We start from the raw sequence: 15,338 nt of genomic DNA on the forward strand, positions 1-15,338 counted from the left end.
CCTTCGCTGCTGGAGCACGGGGCAGCGTAGCGCGAAAAGCCGCGCGTCTTGCGCCTGGTCATTCGGCAACCTGGCCGGACGCGAACTTCTTGAATGGCAGCCACCAAGGCGTCGATGAAGGCGCGCTGTACGCCCGGGATGCAGGCGCTGTGAATTCCACATCCGTGCCCGCATGCACGTCGCTGCGGAGGGTGAGCTTGCCCCCGACGAGTTCGGCGCGCTCGCGCATGCCGCTCAGCCCGAAGTGACCCTGCTTCTCGCCGGCGCGCAGCACCTCGGGGTCGACGCCCCGGCCGTCGTCGCGAATGCGGACCGACAGTTGCTGCGGGTCGTAGCGGATCTCGATGTGGATCCGCTTCGCATCGGCGTGATGGAAGGCGTTGCGCAGCGCCTCGCCGGCGATGCGGAAGGCCTCGTCGCGCATGACGGGGTGCAGGGCCTGCGGCCGGCCCTGCACTTCCACATGGGCGGATGCCGCGAGGCCGGGCTCGTTCGCGAGCTCCTCGACCAGCGCGCGCAAGGCGCCGGCCAGGTCGTGTGTGTCCAGCGACGAGGTCCGCAGACCTTCCACGGTACTGCGGCCTTCGGTGATGGCCTCGGCCGCGCGGTCGATGGCGCCGGCAAGGATCTGCCTGGATTCGCGCGGCCGGTCGGGCAGCAGATTGAACGCGGCCTGGAACTGCAGCAGCAGGCCGTGGAAATGCTGCAGCAAGGTGTCGTGCAGGGCGCGCGCGATGCGCGTGCGCTCAGCCAAGCGGGCCTCCAGCCGCGCCTCGAACTGCCGGTGCAGCCGCCGGATGCGCAGGTGCAGCCAGAGCCGCACGCCGCTCCATGCCAGTGCCAAAAGCATGATCACGGCGGCGAAGCGGAACCAGGCCGTCTGATAGAAGGCCGGCGCGATGGCGAAGGCCAACTGCGCGCCCTCCTCGTTCCACACGCCGCTGTTGTTGGCGGCCTTGACGTGGAAGCGGTAGTTGCCCGGCGGCAGGTTGGTGTAGCTGACCTGCCGCCGATCGACGACCTCTCGCCAATCGGTGTCGTGCCCGTCCAGCCGGTAGCGGAAACGCGTGGTCTTCGGCTCCGCAAAGGTCAGTGCCACGAACTCGATCGTCATGTCGCGCACCAGCGGGGGCAGGCGAAGGTCATTCGAGACCGGGTAGGACTTGCGGTCGGCGACGAGCGCGTCGATATGGACCGGCGGAGGCACCGGGTTGAACGACAGGTGCTTGGGATCGACCACCTGGACCTCGGCGTTCGAAATGAACCACAGTTTTCCGTCCGGGCCTTTGGCCACCGGAGGATTGAAATAGGCCGGCGTGTCGGGCCTGAGCGGAACGCCATCTGCGGCGCCCCAGAGCGTCGGGGAGATCTTGTGGCCCGGGTCGGCGATCCAGGCCGCCAGGTCGTCCCGCAGCACCCGCACAAGCCCGCAGACGGTGTACATCCACATCGCCCCGTGGTCGTCCACCGTGGACCAGTGAACTGACTTGCAGGGCAGGCCGCTATCGACCGAGAGCGTCGTGACACGGCCTTCCTTGATCCGGCTGAGGCCGCTCCCGCTGGTGGCCGCCCATACCGCCCCTTCGGCATCCAGCCGGATGTCGGCCAGGAAACTGTCGTCCCGCCCTTGCGTGGGCCTGTAGGTTGCCTGGACCTTGCCGTCCTTGAAGTAGACGACCGAGTTGTCCTGCCAGAACGACACCCACAGGCCGCCTTGATCGGCGATGAGAACCTGGCCGCGATGGACGACCTGGCCCCGCTGCTCGACGTCGACCGCGGCCCAGGAAATGTTCTCGACGAAACGGCTCTGGTGCAGCCTTGCAAGGCCCTGGTCGGTCGCCAGCCAGAGGTTGCCTTGCGCATCCCCCGTCATGGCGTGGACCTGGTGCCCTGGACCGCTGTCGACCGCGATGAATCGACCTTCCGCGAAGTAGGCGAGGCCGCCGGCGGTGCTGACCCACAGGCGGCCGTCGACGTCCTGGTACAGGGACCGCACGCGCGAAGCGGGCAGGCCGTCCCGCTCCCTGTAGGTGGTGGGCTTTCCGCCCCGCCACCGCGCCAGCCCATCCTCCGTGGACACCCAGACACTGCCGTCCCTGGCGGTCAGGACCGCCCTGGAGACCTCGTCGGGCAGGCCCTGTTGCGTTGAAATCGCCGTGACCGGCAGCTTGCGGAAACGGTCAATGCCCTTCTCGCTGCCGTACCAGATGTTGCCCTCGCGGTCCTCGAACAAGCTGCAGGCGACATTGCCCGAGAGGCCCGCTATTCGGTTGAAGGTGTCCGCCCGGCCGTCCTTCACATGCATGAGGCCCAGGCCGTCGGTGCCGATCCACAGCCCGCCGTCGCGGTCGCGCAGCAGCTTGTTGGACCGGATGTCGCGGTCGGCAATCCAGCCATCAGGGCCGGCGTCGCGCCGAAACGAATGGGGCACGAGGTGGTCGCCGGCCACCTCCTTCAGCCCGCCGCGCTGAACGCCGACCAGTACCTGTCCATCGACGGTCGTGGTCAGGTCGCCCACGCGCAGGCCAGGCATCGGGTACTGCCTGGGCGCCCCAGGGGCCCATCGCCAGACGCCTGAATCGGCACCGGCCCACAGCACGCCGGCGCTGTCCTGAGCCAGGCTCCAGACGAACTTGCCGAACCCGCCATCCGGTATGGCGCATTGCACCTGCCCTGCGCGAATGGCGCACAGTTGCCCCTTGTCCGAAAGCACGCCCGCCCAGACGGTGCCGTCGCGGTCTTCAAACAGCGACGTGACGAACTTCTCGTCGATCTCCGGATACTGGGTCAATTGCCGTCCATTCCAGCTGGACAGGCCCCAGAAGGTGCCGATCCACAACGTGCCATCGCGCGACACCAACAGGCTGTAAGGCCCCGCCGGCAGCGACTGCCCGACCGGCGGCTGCCAAGGCACGAACCGAAGGCCGTCGAAGCGAAGGAGTCCTAACGAGGTCGCGACCCAGAGATAGCCGTCAGGCGTCTGTGCCGTCGCGAATACGCGGTCGAGCGGTGCCCCGTCCCGGGCCGTCCACGAGGTGTGCGCGTATTGGGCGATCTGCAGCGGCGGGTGGACCGCGAGAACGGGCGGCGGCGACGTGAACAGCGCCAACGCCAGGAGCAGGCCTGGCCTGGTGAGCCGTTGACGCTGGCCGGCCAGTTCACTCATGGGGCATCCCTTGCCGTTGGGGTCACCGGCAGCGTAGCGCGAAAGGCTGAGAGTGGCGCCGCAATCCATGCTGCGTCAGGCCTTGCCCGCCCCTTCCGGCAGCGTGACCACGCGGTTGCGACCCTGCGACTTGGCCTGGTACATGGCGCGGTCGGCGCGTTCGACCAGCGCATCGACGGACTCGGGCGGCGCGTGCCCGGTCAGCCCGATCGATACCGTGAACGTCAGCGTCTCGCCGCCCGGAATGGTCACGGCCGCAGCGGCCACCTGTTCAAGCAGCCGGGCCGCTCCCTGGGCCGCTTCGTCTGCGCTGCTACATGGGTAGATGACGAGGAACTCCTCGCCGCCCCAGCGGCCGACGGTGTCGGTGCCGCGCATCGCCGCGCCCGCCTGCTCGGCGAAGGCGCGCAGCACGCTGTCGCCCACCGCATGGCCATGGCTGTCGTTGATGCGCTTGAAGTGGTCCAGGTCGACCAGCGCCACCGCAAAGCCGCCGCCCGAACGCTGGCTGGCCGCGCAATGCTGCGCCAGCAGCTCGCTCATGTGGCGGCGGTTGAACAGCCCGGTGAGCGCGTCGCGCGCGGCCAGCTCCGCCAGCACGCGGGTCTGCGTGAGGTTGGCTTCATCGGCCCGGCGCTTTTCCAGCACCAGCTCGTCCTTGCGCCGACTCAACTCGATGGACAGGCGGTACATCACCACACCCAGCACGAGCGGGTAGCTCAGCAGGAAGGGCACGCACAGCAGCACGGTCATGAAGCTCGTTTCCGGCAGGAACTTCGGCCCCACGAGCAGCAGCGCCATGGCCGCGCCCGCCAGGTGAGCGAGCACGCCTTTGCCAAATAGCTTGGCGCCGCCGGTCGCAAAGTTGTTCATCGCCAGTGCGGCCAGCAGCAGCACGCTGGGCAGCAGGTTGAAGGCCATCGCCACCGGCCAGACACCGCCCGCGAACGAGTCCACCATCAGGTTGCGGCGTTCAGCGGCATAGGGTGAGGCCGAACGCAGGCTGATGCGCAAGGCGACGTGCGGCCAGGCAAAGCAATAGACGAGCATGACGCCCCAGACCCAGGCCGGTGCGCCGGCCTGATGCAGCCCGGCGCCTGCGCAGAGTGAACCGATGCCCAGGCCCACCGTGCGAGGCAGGTAGGTGCGGCGGGCGAGCCCCGAGCCGCGCCGCGGGGCGCCAGCGGGACGTGAGGCGCTTTCACTTGTGTCCATGGTTTCCCCGCGAGAGTCCCCCGGCCGGCATCTGGTGATGCGTCCGCGTACGGGTCCCCGGCCATGCGTCAGCGCGCGAATAGCCCCCGTCTTGTCTCCCGAGGCCGGATTGAGCCACGGTGTCGGTTTGTCTTCAAGCGGGTCAGTCCTCTCGCTCGCCAGCTCGGCGCTGGACTCGTGGCGCTGGCGATCAGCGCCCGCTGATGATCCGGCGTGAAAGCACGGCTTTCACCGCAACTTCAGCGCCCACTGGATGCCGCCGAGCACATGCTGCTGGAAGGTCGGCATGCGCCACACGACCTCGTTGTGCCCGAGCGCCGTGTAGAACACCCTCCCCTTGCCAACCTCGCGGCTCCATGAAAGGGGGTAATTGCCCGGCGCGCCGGTGTTGGGATGCCGGTCCAGCGTGAGCAGCTCATGCACGCGCTCGGGCTGGTAGTTCTTGAAGACGTAGATCTCTTCCAGCTGATCGTCGAGGTTCCAGGTGGCGCCCAGGTGGCCGTTTGCCGGGTGGGCGGCATCGCGGTTGATGGCTTTGATGCGCACCTGCTCGCGGTGATAGTCGAACTCGCCGCCCAGCATGTCGATGTAGGGCCGGTAGGCGTGCAGGGTGTCGGAGGCGCTGTGGATGCCGATGAAGGCACCGCCGTCCTGAACCCACTGCATGAAGGCGGCCTGGTCGGGCAGCGGCAGATCGCCGGTGGTGCTGGCGAAGACGATGCCGTCGTAACGCTTGAGCGCCGCCGGGTTCAGCGTGCTCGCCAGCATGGCCTTGACCTGCTCGGCGTAGGCGGCCGGCGCCATGCCTTCCACGGGCGTGACGGCGGCCAGCTCAACCTCGTAGACGCCGGACGACTGGCCAAGCGAGGCCAGCACGCGCTCGGCCGTCTCGATGGAGGCGTGGCGATAGCCGAGTGTCGTCGTGACGACGAGCAGCTTCTTCGGTGGGGCAGCGAGGGCTTCGGTGACGAGGCCGCAGGTCATGGCGACAAGGCATGCGAGCCAGGCAAGGCATTTCATCGGTCGGTCTCCTTGGATGTTCTTTGGATGGCCGAGCGTACCGAACCTGCCGACCAGGAGGCAGTTGCGAGCTACAAAGGAAAACGGGCTAGACGCCTAAACGTCTAACCCGTGTTCTCTTCTTATTTTTGGTGCGGCTGGCAGGATTCGAACCCACGACCCCTTGGTTCGTAGCCAAGTACTCTATCCAACTGAGCTACAGCCGCTGAAGCCTCACAGTATAACCAGCTTTTTCAAGTACCGGCAAGAGTTGGTTGAGTTTCTTGAAAATATCAACCGCAATCAAGGAAGCCGAGCAGCGGCCTCGTAGCAGCGCGCACGCCGACTCTCGTCGCCTTCCTGTTCTGACAGCGAAGCCAGCGCCAGCCAGCTGCGCCGGCGCGCGGAGCTGGGCATCGCCGTGTCTTCAGCCACGGTTTCCAGCATCAGCCGCGCCTTGCCCCAGAGCTGCCGTTCGGCCAGCGCATGGCCTAGCGCATAGGCCAACGACCGCTCGCGCGGGAAGCGCGACTGCGCTGACTCCAGGCGCTGCAGCCAGTCCGGCCCACAGCCAGCCAGCACCGGCACGAGGGCGTTGGCAAGCGCGGCGCGCTCGTCAGATTGCACCTCCGCAAGATCGTCGAAGAACGGACGCAGCCAGCCGCGGCCGTCATCAGGCGCACCAAGCTGGCCGGCGCATTGCGCAGCACGGGCAGCGACAAGCGGATCCCGACGGTCGGCCGGGTCGAGTTGATGCCAGATCGACCGCAGCTGGTCGACATCGCGCGCGCCATCGAGCGCCTCAAACGCCAGCGAGCGCAGCAGGCCCTGAGCGGCGACCTTCGAGAAGGCCTGGTGCTTGGCCAGCAGACGCGCGGTGCGCAGCGCATCCAGGGGTTGCTGGGCCAGGCGTGAAGCCTGCAAGCGCAGTCGCAGCGCCTGGGTGCGGCGGGCAACGCCGGGCGCAAGCTCACCCAGGACGCTCAGCGCACGCGTCGCGTCGCGATCATCCAGCGCCCATTCCGCCGCCAGCAGCCGCGCGCCATCCTCCTGCGCGCGGGCACCTCCGGCGCGGCGGGCCAGCTCCAGCGCGCGGGTCAGCTGTTCGTCACGATGGCGGCGGTCCTGCAAGCGATGGGCGCTGGCCGCGGCAAGCAGATGAGCCAGTGCCATGAAAGACTGGTCGGCCGCCAGCTCGGGCGTGGCGGACTGAATGTTGAGCGCTTTCTGCGCCGCCTTCTGTGCGCGGCTGAAGCGGGCACCGAAGAGCTCGACCAGGGCTTCCCGCAGCGCGAGCTGGGCACTGCGCTCACGCTGGGACAGCCGCCACTCGCGGGCGCGCTTGGGCAAGGTGGTCAGCGCCTCGACGGCCTGGATGGCCGTGACGAGCGCAAAGCAACTGGCCACGAGCAGCAGCAGGAAGAGATTGAGCGAGATGTCGACACGCCAACCAGCCCAGTAGAAGCTGGCGAGACCGTCGTTGTTGCCCAGGGTCAGCGCTGCGACCACCGCGACGATGAACAGCAGAACCAGCCAGATCACCAAGCGCATGATCAGCGTCCGGCAGCGGCCGCTGTCAAGGCAGCCAGCGTGTCATCCGGCCGCGGCACGCTGACCTGGCGCGCCTGGCCAGCGACTTGGCGCAGCAGTTCCGTCACGCTGCTGACCTTGCGCGAGCGCGTGTCGAAGTAGCGGTTCAGCATCTCCTGGCAGTCGCGCAGATCGGACTGAGCGGTGTCGAACTGGCGACTCAGCAGCGCGAGGCGAGCGTTGAGCAGCCGCAGCTTCAGGTTCTCCCGCAGGAAAAAACTTTGGTCGGGCGAGACCAACGCCGCCTCTGGGTGGTCGATGCGCGTGACGCGCAGCAGCGTGCGTGCCTCACCCCAGATCACGCCAGTCCAGTTCGACAGCTGCTGCCTGGCCTGCCACCACCACAGGGACACCTTGCCGTCGCCCGCCGCAGCGGCCTGCTCGCGTTGCAGCTTCAGCGCGCGCTCGCGGTCCTTGGCTGCGTCACCACTGCGCTCGTCGCGCGACCGGGGCGCTGCTTCACTGCTGGACACCAGCGGCAACTCGTCGGCCACGCGCACCACTTCGTCGAGCTTGATCGTCAGTGTCGATACATCGACAACGGAGACCGCCTTGACGCGATCAAGGTCGCGGGCGACGGCGCGGCGCACGCCTTCCATACGCGGCTGCTTGTAGCGCAACAGGCGCTCATCCGCCTGCTTGAGCGTTGCAACCAGCGGTTCGGCGCTGCCGGTGATCTGCGTCTGCTGCATGGCCACGCGAATGGCAGCCTCGATGTCGCCGACGACGTTCTCGTCGCGCGAGCGGGACATGGACTGGATCAGCTCCTCCAACTGGCCACGCTGCAGCGCGACCTCGGCAAGCCGGGCCTCCAGCAGTGAGACCTTGGCGGCCGTGTCGCGCACCAATTCAGTTGACTGCTTGGCTGCGAGCCGGGCTTCGGTGGCCTGGGCCTGGCTGGCCTCCTGACGGCGCACCAATTCCTGCTCAAGCGATTGCTGACGCGAAAGGCTTTGCCAGGCCAGCACGATGCACAGCAGCACCGCTGCGCCCAGCAGGGCGAGCAGCCAGGGCAGCCAGGTCGGCATGACGGTGGCGTTAGGCGGCAGCGGCGGCGGGGCCGCCGGCTCGGTTACAGGTACGACGGGAAGCGGCTCGGTCACAGTGCGGCAGATTCTGTCAGAGCCCCCGGAAGGCCCGAGTCACCGCTTCAGGGTCCGGTCGCGCTAAAACCACAGGCGCAAAACCGGCCGTGCGCGCAGCTTCGGCGATGCGCGGGTGAGTGGCTACAGCGCGCTGGCCGATCAGCGCCAATCCCTGCAGGTGACCCACCGCTTCAGCGCTGCTGAACAGCCAGACGAAAGCTTTTGGATCTCCCAGAGCCTGGCTCAGCAGGTCGCGCTCAGCGTCTTGGAATCGTGGGCTGCTACGGTGGTAGACCGTGATCGCCTCGACGCTGGCCCCGGCTTCGATCAACCGCTCGGCCAGCCATTCGCGGCCACCATCCCCACGCAGCAGCAGAACGCGGGCGCCGGCCCAGTCGCGACGCGACGACAGCTGCTCCCAAAGGTGTTCGGAATCCAGGCTGGCGGCATCAGCGGCCGGTTGGACGATCAGTGCGGCAGGCACGCCACGCTCGATGAGTACCTGAGCACTGCCGGGACCGACGCAGGCCGCAAGCGTATGCGCGGGCCAGGCGCTGCCGTGGGCAAAAAAATGCTCAACGGCGTTCGGGCTGACGAAGACGGCCAGGTCCACGGCAGTCAGCCCAGCCCAAGCGCCTAGAACCGGACCAGGATCACGCGCCGGCAGGATCTCGATCAGTGGCAGGGCGGCGGCCTTGACGCCAAGCGCCTCGAGACGCGCCAGCCATGCCGCGCACTGGGGCCGCGGCCTGGTGACAAGCAGCGTGGGGCTCATCCAGGCAGGTAGGAGCCGGCGCCCAGCTCGCGCAGGCGAGCGGCGGCCTGTTGGCCAAGGGCTTGCGCGGCGACGACGTCGCCCACATTGGCCGTGACGCTCGCGCGCAGCAGCGGCGAGATATGGATCTCGGCATGGCCAACGGCCGCATCGAGACAGAGGGTCGTGCCCTCCCAGCGAGCGTGAGCCGCCAAGGGCAAGCTGCAGCTGCCGCCCAGCGCCCGAGACACGGCACGCTCGGCCTCGCAGGCCAGCAGCGTCGGCATGTGGGTCAGCCCGGCCAGGGCCGCGGACAGCGCCGCATCGTCGGAACGGATCTCGATGCCCAGCGCGCCCTGCCCAGCGCAGGGCAGCATCTGATCGATTTCGAACACGCCTCGTACGCGGTTGGCAAGGCCAAGGCGCTTGAGGCCGGCAGCCGCCAGCACGATGGCGTCATAGCCACCTTCGTCTAGCTTGCGCAGGCGCGTGTCGAGGTTGCCGCGCAGTGGCTCGACCCGCAGATCGGGTCGCCGGCTCAGCAGCTGCGTCACGCGGCGCAGGCTGGAGCTGCCGACCACCGCGCCCTCCGGCAGGTCCACCAGGTTCGCATAGTGGTTGGAGACAAAGGCATCGCGCGGGTCTTCGCGTTCCAGCACGGCGGCCAGCATGAAGCCGTCTGGCAGCTCCATCGGCACGTCCTTGAGCGAATGCACGGCAAGCTGGGCGCGGCCTTCAGCGAGCGCGGCCTCCAACTCCTTCACGAACAGGCCCTTGCCGCCGACCTTGGACAGCGTGCGGTCCAGGATCTGGTCGCCGCGCGTTGTCATGCCGAGCAACGTGGCGGTGATGCCGAGTTCCTCGGCGAGGCGGGCCTGCACATGCTCGGCCTGCCACAGCGCCAGGCGGCTTTCGCGAGTGGCGATGATGATCGGAGTGGTCATAGGGCTCCGATTATCGAGGCGGGTTGTCAAACGCCTGGCCGCTGGCTCTTGAAGAAGGCATTGATGGTCAGCCGGCCGAGCCCTTGCACGTAGCCGGCCTTGCGGCCTGCCCACTGGATGTCGCCGGAATGAAAGATGCCGCCGCTGTAGAAGATGGCGCGGTTCCATTTGGCGGGCACGCGGCCAATGACTTCGAAGTAGCGGTTGCTCTCGGTCATGTAGCCGGGGGCGAGGCCGTACTTGTCACCGAAGGCGCTCGCGTCGAGGGTGTTGGCATCGAGGCGGAATTTCGCCGTGTCGGCCTCGGACATCAGCGAGCGGAAGAAGACGGTGCCGCCAAGCTGCTCATCCCGGAACAGGTAGTGCACGCAGGCCGACATCAGGTGGTTCGGGTCGAGACCGGAATCGTCACGGTGGCAGATGCGCTGCCGGGCATCGAGCGTCGCCGGGTCCTGCACGACACGCGAAAAACGGCCGAACATGCCCAGCGGCGCGCCAAGCCGCAGCGGCGCGGCCAGTTCCTGCCGGAAGAACCCGTCCAGCTCGGCAGCCATGACGTCGGGGAGATGGAGCTGCGGGCCTGGATACGGATGGCCGGCCGGCGTCTCGAACTTGTCCGCATTCGCCTGCACCAGCGCTACCAGGGCGTCGGGGTCCTGCACGAAATCGTCGACGACGTAGACCTTGGCACCGTCGGCCAGCTCGACGACGTCCAGCCTGGCCAGAGGATTGATGCGCAGCGCAGGGCCGGCCATCGGCTTGGCGCCGGCCACATCAATCCTGGGCGCAGGGCAGAACTGGCTGATGAACTGCTGGTGCCTGGGCAGCTTCATCAAGGTGCGCGCCACATCCTTGCGGATCTCGCCGAGGAAGTCCGCCAGGTTGCGGTTGTCCATGTTGCGCGTGATGGGGTGGTGGCTGGCGGGCTGGATGCCCTGCCCCATCATGACCTGCACCCACGAGTTCTCGGCGAACAGCTCGCCCTGGCGCAGCATGATGCGTGCGGTGTCGCGGAAATGCTGGATGCGGTGCTTGAGCAGCGGCGGCACGTCCATCTCGCGGCACTGGCGCCAGAAGGGCGAGTCGTCGCGGTTGGTGACGTGGTAGTGCAGGATGATGAAGTCGCGAATGATCTCGATCTGCTCGCGCGTCTGCAGGTTGTATTCGTCGATGTCGCTCTGTCGGACGCCGTCGGTCGGGAACAGTTCGACGAGGCGGGTCAGGCCCTTCTGGATCAGGTGGATGCTGGTCGACTCCAGCGGCTCCAGGAAACCGCTGGCCAGGCCGATGGCGACGCAGTTCTTCTTCCAGACCTGCTCACGCTGGCCCGGCGTGAACTTGATGACGCGCGGCTGGCGCAGCACCTCGCCCTGCACGTTGGCGAGCAGCGCGGCCTTGGCCTCGTCTTCGCTGATGTGCTTGCTGCTGAACACGACGCCGTTGCCGACGCGGTGCTGCAGCGGGATGCGCCATTGCCAGCCCCAGGGGTGGGCGATGGAGCGGGTGTAGGGCACGGGCTCGCCGACAAGCGTGGTCTGCACGGCCAGCGCGCTGTCGCAGGGCAGCCATTGCGCCCAGCTTTCGTAGGGCACCCCCAGCGTCTCGCCCAGCAGCAGCGAGCGCATGCCGGTGCAGTCGATGAAGAAGTCACCTTCGATCAGCGCGCCACCGTCGAGCTGAAGGCCCGTGATGTCACCACTGGCGGCGTCGGTGTGGACCTTGGCAATCTTGCCCTCGATGCGCTGGACGCCGAGGTTCTCGGAGAAGCGGCGCAGGTACTTGCCGTACAGCGTCGCGTCGAAGTGGTAGGCGTAGTTGATGCCGTTGTCGGGCAGCAGCGCGAAGCGGTTGTCCATCGCGGCGCGCAGCTCCAGGCAGTAGTCGCCGTAGCTGCTGGCCAGGCCGCGCTTGCGGCCTTCCAGCCAGAAGTGATGAAAACCGGCGGTCCAGTGCCCCTTTCCGGTCTTGCCGAAGGAGTGGAAGTAGTCCTCACCGACATTGCGCCAGTTCTCGAAGTTGATGCCGAGCTTGAAGGTGGCCTGCGTCGCCTGGATGAACTCCTTCTCGTCCAGGTCGAGGACTTCGTGCAGCAGGTGCAAGGTCGGGATGGTGGCCTCGCCGACGCCGACCGTGCCGATCTCCTCGGACTCGACAAGGCGGATGTCGATCTGCTTGCCCAGGCACTTGGACAGACCGGCGGCGACCATCCAGCCGGCAGTGCCGCCGCCGGCGATAACGACGCGTCGAACGGGTTTGGGAGCGGAGTTCATGGGCGTTATCGGTTGAGTCGGTTGCGCAGTGCCGTGCGAAGCTGGCGGGCACTGTGGTCATCCATTGGCCCGAGGATGCCGCGAGCGGCCGCGGGAATGTGCGCCGCCGTCTGCTCGTTGGCGTCGAAGACGTAGTGGTCGAAAAGCGCACGCCAGGCATCACGCTGGGCCGGCGGCAGGTCGCGCAGCGACAGCAGCGCCATCATCAGCGTGTTGAGCGGCGTGTCCATGAAGGAGGGAGATTGCCGCCACCAGAAATTGACGAGCGCGTTGATGGGCGCGAGCGACTCCACGCCATGCCACCACTGGCTGGGGATGAAGAGGGCATCACCCGCCTGCAGCTCGAAAACCTGCGCCTGCTCCAACGCCTGCGCGTAGCGCGGGAAGCGCGCCAGGTCGGGCTGCTTCACGTCGACGAGGCTGATCGGCTGACCGGCCGGGGTCAGGTCCAGCGGGCCGACGTAGAGGTTGCCGACCTGCTCCGGTGGGAACAATGTGAAGCGCCGCTGGCCGGCCACGACGCAGGCGATGTTGTCAGGCAGGTCGAAGTGCGGCGCCACCTGGGTGCGATTGCCCAGCCACAGGCTGACGAGCGGGTTGAAATCCGCCAGAACCGGCAAGTCGTTCTGCTGGCGCAGGCCGGGGAAGGCCGTGTCGAGTTCCGTCGAGCCGAGATAGAGGGCGTCGGGCGAGGCGGCCAGCAACTCGTCCAGCAAGGCGCCGAAGGTGTTGACTTGGTGCTCGAAGTTGAAGCCCGTGAAGTTGGTGTCGTAGAAGAAGCGCCCGTTGATCTGCGGCCCGCCGCGCCACAGCGCCAGGCGCGTCTCGGGGCCGAACGCGCGCAGGTAGTCGCAAAAGGCAACGTTGGACTGCTGCGCCGCCTGCACCAGCGGCCAGTGCCGCACAAGGCCGCGCAGCAGCACGGGCTCGGTCGACCGGAGCACGTCCGCCGGGATCGCTTCAGCCCTCACGTCACTGCGCTCCAGCATGGCTCAGGCTTCGCGGGCGAGATGGCGGCGGATCAGCTTGGGGAAGTTGGACAGCGACGCGATCGCCATGTAGATCGGCTGCAGGTAGTCCGCCTGATGCAACAGGCTGATGGTGGCCGCATCCAGCGCCGCCAGACGCTCCTCGTGAATCATGTAGAAGCCCACCAACTGGCCATGCGAGCCGTCGGGCCGCTGCACGTCCAGCACGAAGGACTCCAGCAGTTCTTGCGCCACCAGCGTCTCGATGAACGCCGGCGTGGCCTGCAGGCCTTCATGCAGCGTATGCAGCACCGAGTTGGCGTTCTCGGTGAAATCGGTCGTGCCGCCGTGAGGCAGGAACACGGCCTCGCCCTCGGCACCGTGGCTGATGCGCTTGCTGGACATGTCGACCATCATGCGCAGTTCCTCATCGGCCACACCGATGGAAAACGGCATGCGCTGCACCGACAGCGGCACGTAGTCGGCGTCCCAGCCGTCTTCTGTCAGGAAGAGGTTCTCGCCCTCCTGGAGGCCGAACAGCACGGTCGGCAGGAAGCCGCCCTTGCCATCGGGCTGGAAGACGATGGGGTAATGCGCTTGAAGCTTGCGGAACTCGTCGGGCGTGGCGGGGGCCGACATGAAATCGTCGCCCCACTTCGCGCCGCGCTGAGTGACGATGCGCAGGTCCTTGTGCTGGATGTTGTTGAGCAGTTGCAGCATGGGTTGGCTCTGGGTCAGGCGGCAGGCGGCATGCCGTGCTCGCGGATGTGTTGGATGAGGTTGCGGTGGCGGGGCAAGGCGCTCAGCAACCGTCGGGTGATTGTCGCCACGTCTTTCAGGCCGGCGTCGGCTGCAGCACGTTGGTCGGCACGAAGGGCCCGCAGCACGGGCTTGAACCGCATGCCGTACAGCACGTACTGATAGCTCGCCGCCGGGAAGACCTCCTCGTTGCGATAGAAGTCGTTGCGCGACGGCGCACGGTGGGCCCAGAGCTGCAGCAGTTCGCGCAACGACTCGGGCTGCGTCGCAGCGTTGCGGTGCTCGCGCCAATAGTCGGCATCATCACGTCGGCTGAGCGCGTAGTGAAGTTTCAGGAATTCGATGATGCGAGACCAGCGGTACGCGAAAGCCTCGTTGAAGCGCTTGGCCACAAGGTCCATGTCGGCCCGGTTGGCGGGCATCTCGTCGCGGATCATCGCTGCCGACAGCTCGACCAGCGCCAGCGCGGACGCCTCCAGCGGCTCGATGAAGCCGGCCGACAGCCCGACAGCGACGCAGTTGCGGTGCCAGAAATGCTCGCGGTACCCCGGGCTGAAGCGAAGGCGACGCGGCGAGACGTCCGCATGCGCCAGCCCGCTGCGCTGGAGGTAGGCCAGCAACGCCCGCTCCGCAGCAGCGTCGTCGGTGTGGCCGCTGGAATAGACCAGACCGATGCCACGGCGCGTGGGCAGGCCGATATCCCACGTCCAGCCCTCGGCATGGGCCGTGGAGATGGTGGCCGATGCCAACGGCGCCTGAGCGTCAGCATGCGGCACCTGCACGGCCAGCGCGCTGTCGTTGAAGAGGACGCCTTCTTCGGAACGAAAAGCGACGCCGTAGTGCTGGCCCAGCAACAGGCTGGCCAGACCCGAGCAGTCGACGAAGAGATCGCCTTCAATGTCGCCGTGCTCGCGGGTTGCCAGTGCCGCGATGTCACCGTTCTCCTGTGAGCGCACGGCGGTGAAGTGGTCCACCACGTGGCGGACGCCGAGCACCGTCGTCGCATGCCGGCGCAGCAGGTGGCCCAGCTTGACGGCGTCGAAGTGATAGCCGTAGTTCATGACGCCACCGAAGTCCGGCGTCGTCGTCTGCTTGGGTGCGAGGCGCGCATCGCAGACATGCGGCTGGGCACCCACGCTCTCGGCAAACGCCTGCTCACTGCCAGCTTGCAGCCAGGCGCCGGCCAGGTCGACCTGGCCATGGCCGTGGCCGTGTGGCAGCGTGAAGGGGTGGTAGTAGCGATCACCCTCACCGCCGTGCAACCAGCCGTCAAAACATGACCCCTGCTTGAACGCGGCGTCGCATTCGCGGATCAGGTCGACCTCGCGAAGACCGATGCGATGCAGCGTCGCGCGCATCGTCGGCCAGGTGCCCTCGCCGACGCCGATGGACGGCACGTCGGGCGATTCGATCAACGTGATCTCAAGCGCGTCAGGCGCAGTGCCGCCCAGTTCAGCGGCCAGCGTCGCTGCAGTCAGCCAGCCGGCAGAACCGCCTCCCAGCACCACGATGCGTCGAACGGCTGTCGTCAACTCGGAGTTCATTCCGGAAAAGTATGGGCCGTGCGGATGCGGGACCGCGCAACCCA

General features: G+C 67.3%; 11 protein-coding genes and 1 tRNA gene. All 12 read right to left on the reverse strand.

The features are described 5' to 3' along the window. Window positions 1–58 precede the first annotated feature (58 nt). The 12 genes from ASC81_RS08245 to ASC81_RS08300 all read right to left on the reverse strand — a co-directional run bounded on the left by ASC81_RS08245 (window position 59) and on the right by ASC81_RS08300 (window position 15,294). Window positions 59–3,109, reverse strand: coding sequence for a sensor histidine kinase (locus ASC81_RS08245; RefSeq protein ID WP_162245872.1), 3,051 nt, complete (start codon window positions 3,107–3,109; stop codon window positions 59–61). A gap of 132 nt (window positions 3,110–3,241) precedes the next feature. Further along, a complete protein-coding gene (locus tag ASC81_RS08250; protein WP_056265114.1) occupies window positions 3,242–4,381 on the reverse strand; it encodes a sensor domain-containing diguanylate cyclase in 1,140 nt (379 codons plus the stop codon). A gap of 228 nt (window positions 4,382–4,609) precedes the next feature. Further along, window positions 4,610–5,401 (reverse strand): ThuA domain-containing protein, encoded by a 792-nt coding sequence (locus tag ASC81_RS08255; protein ID WP_056265116.1) that lies wholly within the window; start codon window positions 5,399–5,401, stop codon window positions 4,610–4,612. Window positions 5,402–5,530: 129 nt separating this feature from the next. Then, window positions 5,531–5,607 (reverse strand) — tRNA-Arg (locus ASC81_RS08260). 76 nt (window positions 5,608–5,683) lie between these two features. Next, window positions 5,684–6,931 (reverse strand): heme biosynthesis HemY N-terminal domain-containing protein, encoded by a 1,248-nt coding sequence (locus tag ASC81_RS08265; protein ID WP_056265119.1) that lies wholly within the window; start codon window positions 6,929–6,931, stop codon window positions 5,684–5,686. Between the two features lie 2 nt (window positions 6,932–6,933). Continuing rightward, window positions 6,934–7,998 (reverse strand): uroporphyrinogen-III C-methyltransferase, encoded by a 1,065-nt coding sequence (locus ASC81_RS08270; protein ID WP_082536367.1) that lies wholly within the window; start codon window positions 7,996–7,998, stop codon window positions 6,934–6,936. A gap of 91 nt (window positions 7,999–8,089) precedes the next feature. Continuing rightward, the gene (locus ASC81_RS08275; protein ID WP_056265120.1) at window positions 8,090–8,830 is read right to left on the reverse strand and encodes a uroporphyrinogen-III synthase; all 741 of its coding nucleotides are present in this window, start codon (window positions 8,828–8,830) and stop codon (window positions 8,090–8,092) included. Continuing rightward, the gene (gene hemC, locus ASC81_RS08280) at window positions 8,827–9,753 is read right to left on the reverse strand and encodes a hydroxymethylbilane synthase (RefSeq protein WP_056265123.1); all 927 of its coding nucleotides are present in this window, start codon (window positions 9,751–9,753) and stop codon (window positions 8,827–8,829) included. The genes ASC81_RS08275 and hemC overlap by 4 nt, the downstream gene beginning before the upstream one ends. Window positions 9,754–9,779: 26 nt before the next feature. Next, on the reverse strand, window positions 9,780–12,023 hold the full coding sequence (locus ASC81_RS08285) for a DUF6445 family protein (RefSeq protein WP_082536368.1): 2,244 nt from the start codon (window positions 12,021–12,023) through the stop codon (window positions 9,780–9,782). 5 nt (window positions 12,024–12,028) lie between these two features. After that, the gene (locus ASC81_RS08290) at window positions 12,029–13,012 is read right to left on the reverse strand and encodes a cupin-like domain-containing protein (protein ID WP_056265125.1); all 984 of its coding nucleotides are present in this window, start codon (window positions 13,010–13,012) and stop codon (window positions 12,029–12,031) included. A gap of 3 nt (window positions 13,013–13,015) precedes the next feature. Next, on the reverse strand, window positions 13,016–13,711 hold the full coding sequence (locus ASC81_RS08295) for a SapC family protein (protein WP_056265128.1): 696 nt from the start codon (window positions 13,709–13,711) through the stop codon (window positions 13,016–13,018). 14 nt (window positions 13,712–13,725) lie between these two features. Continuing rightward, a complete protein-coding gene (locus ASC81_RS08300; RefSeq protein ID WP_056265131.1) occupies window positions 13,726–15,294 on the reverse strand; it encodes a tryptophan halogenase family protein in 1,569 nt (522 codons plus the stop codon). Between the last annotated feature and the right edge of the window lie 44 nt (window positions 15,295–15,338).

Origin of the sequence: Pelomonas sp. Root405, from assembly GCF_001425165.1 — a bacterium.
Classification (GTDB): domain Bacteria; phylum Pseudomonadota; class Gammaproteobacteria; order Burkholderiales; family Burkholderiaceae_C; genus Pelomonas.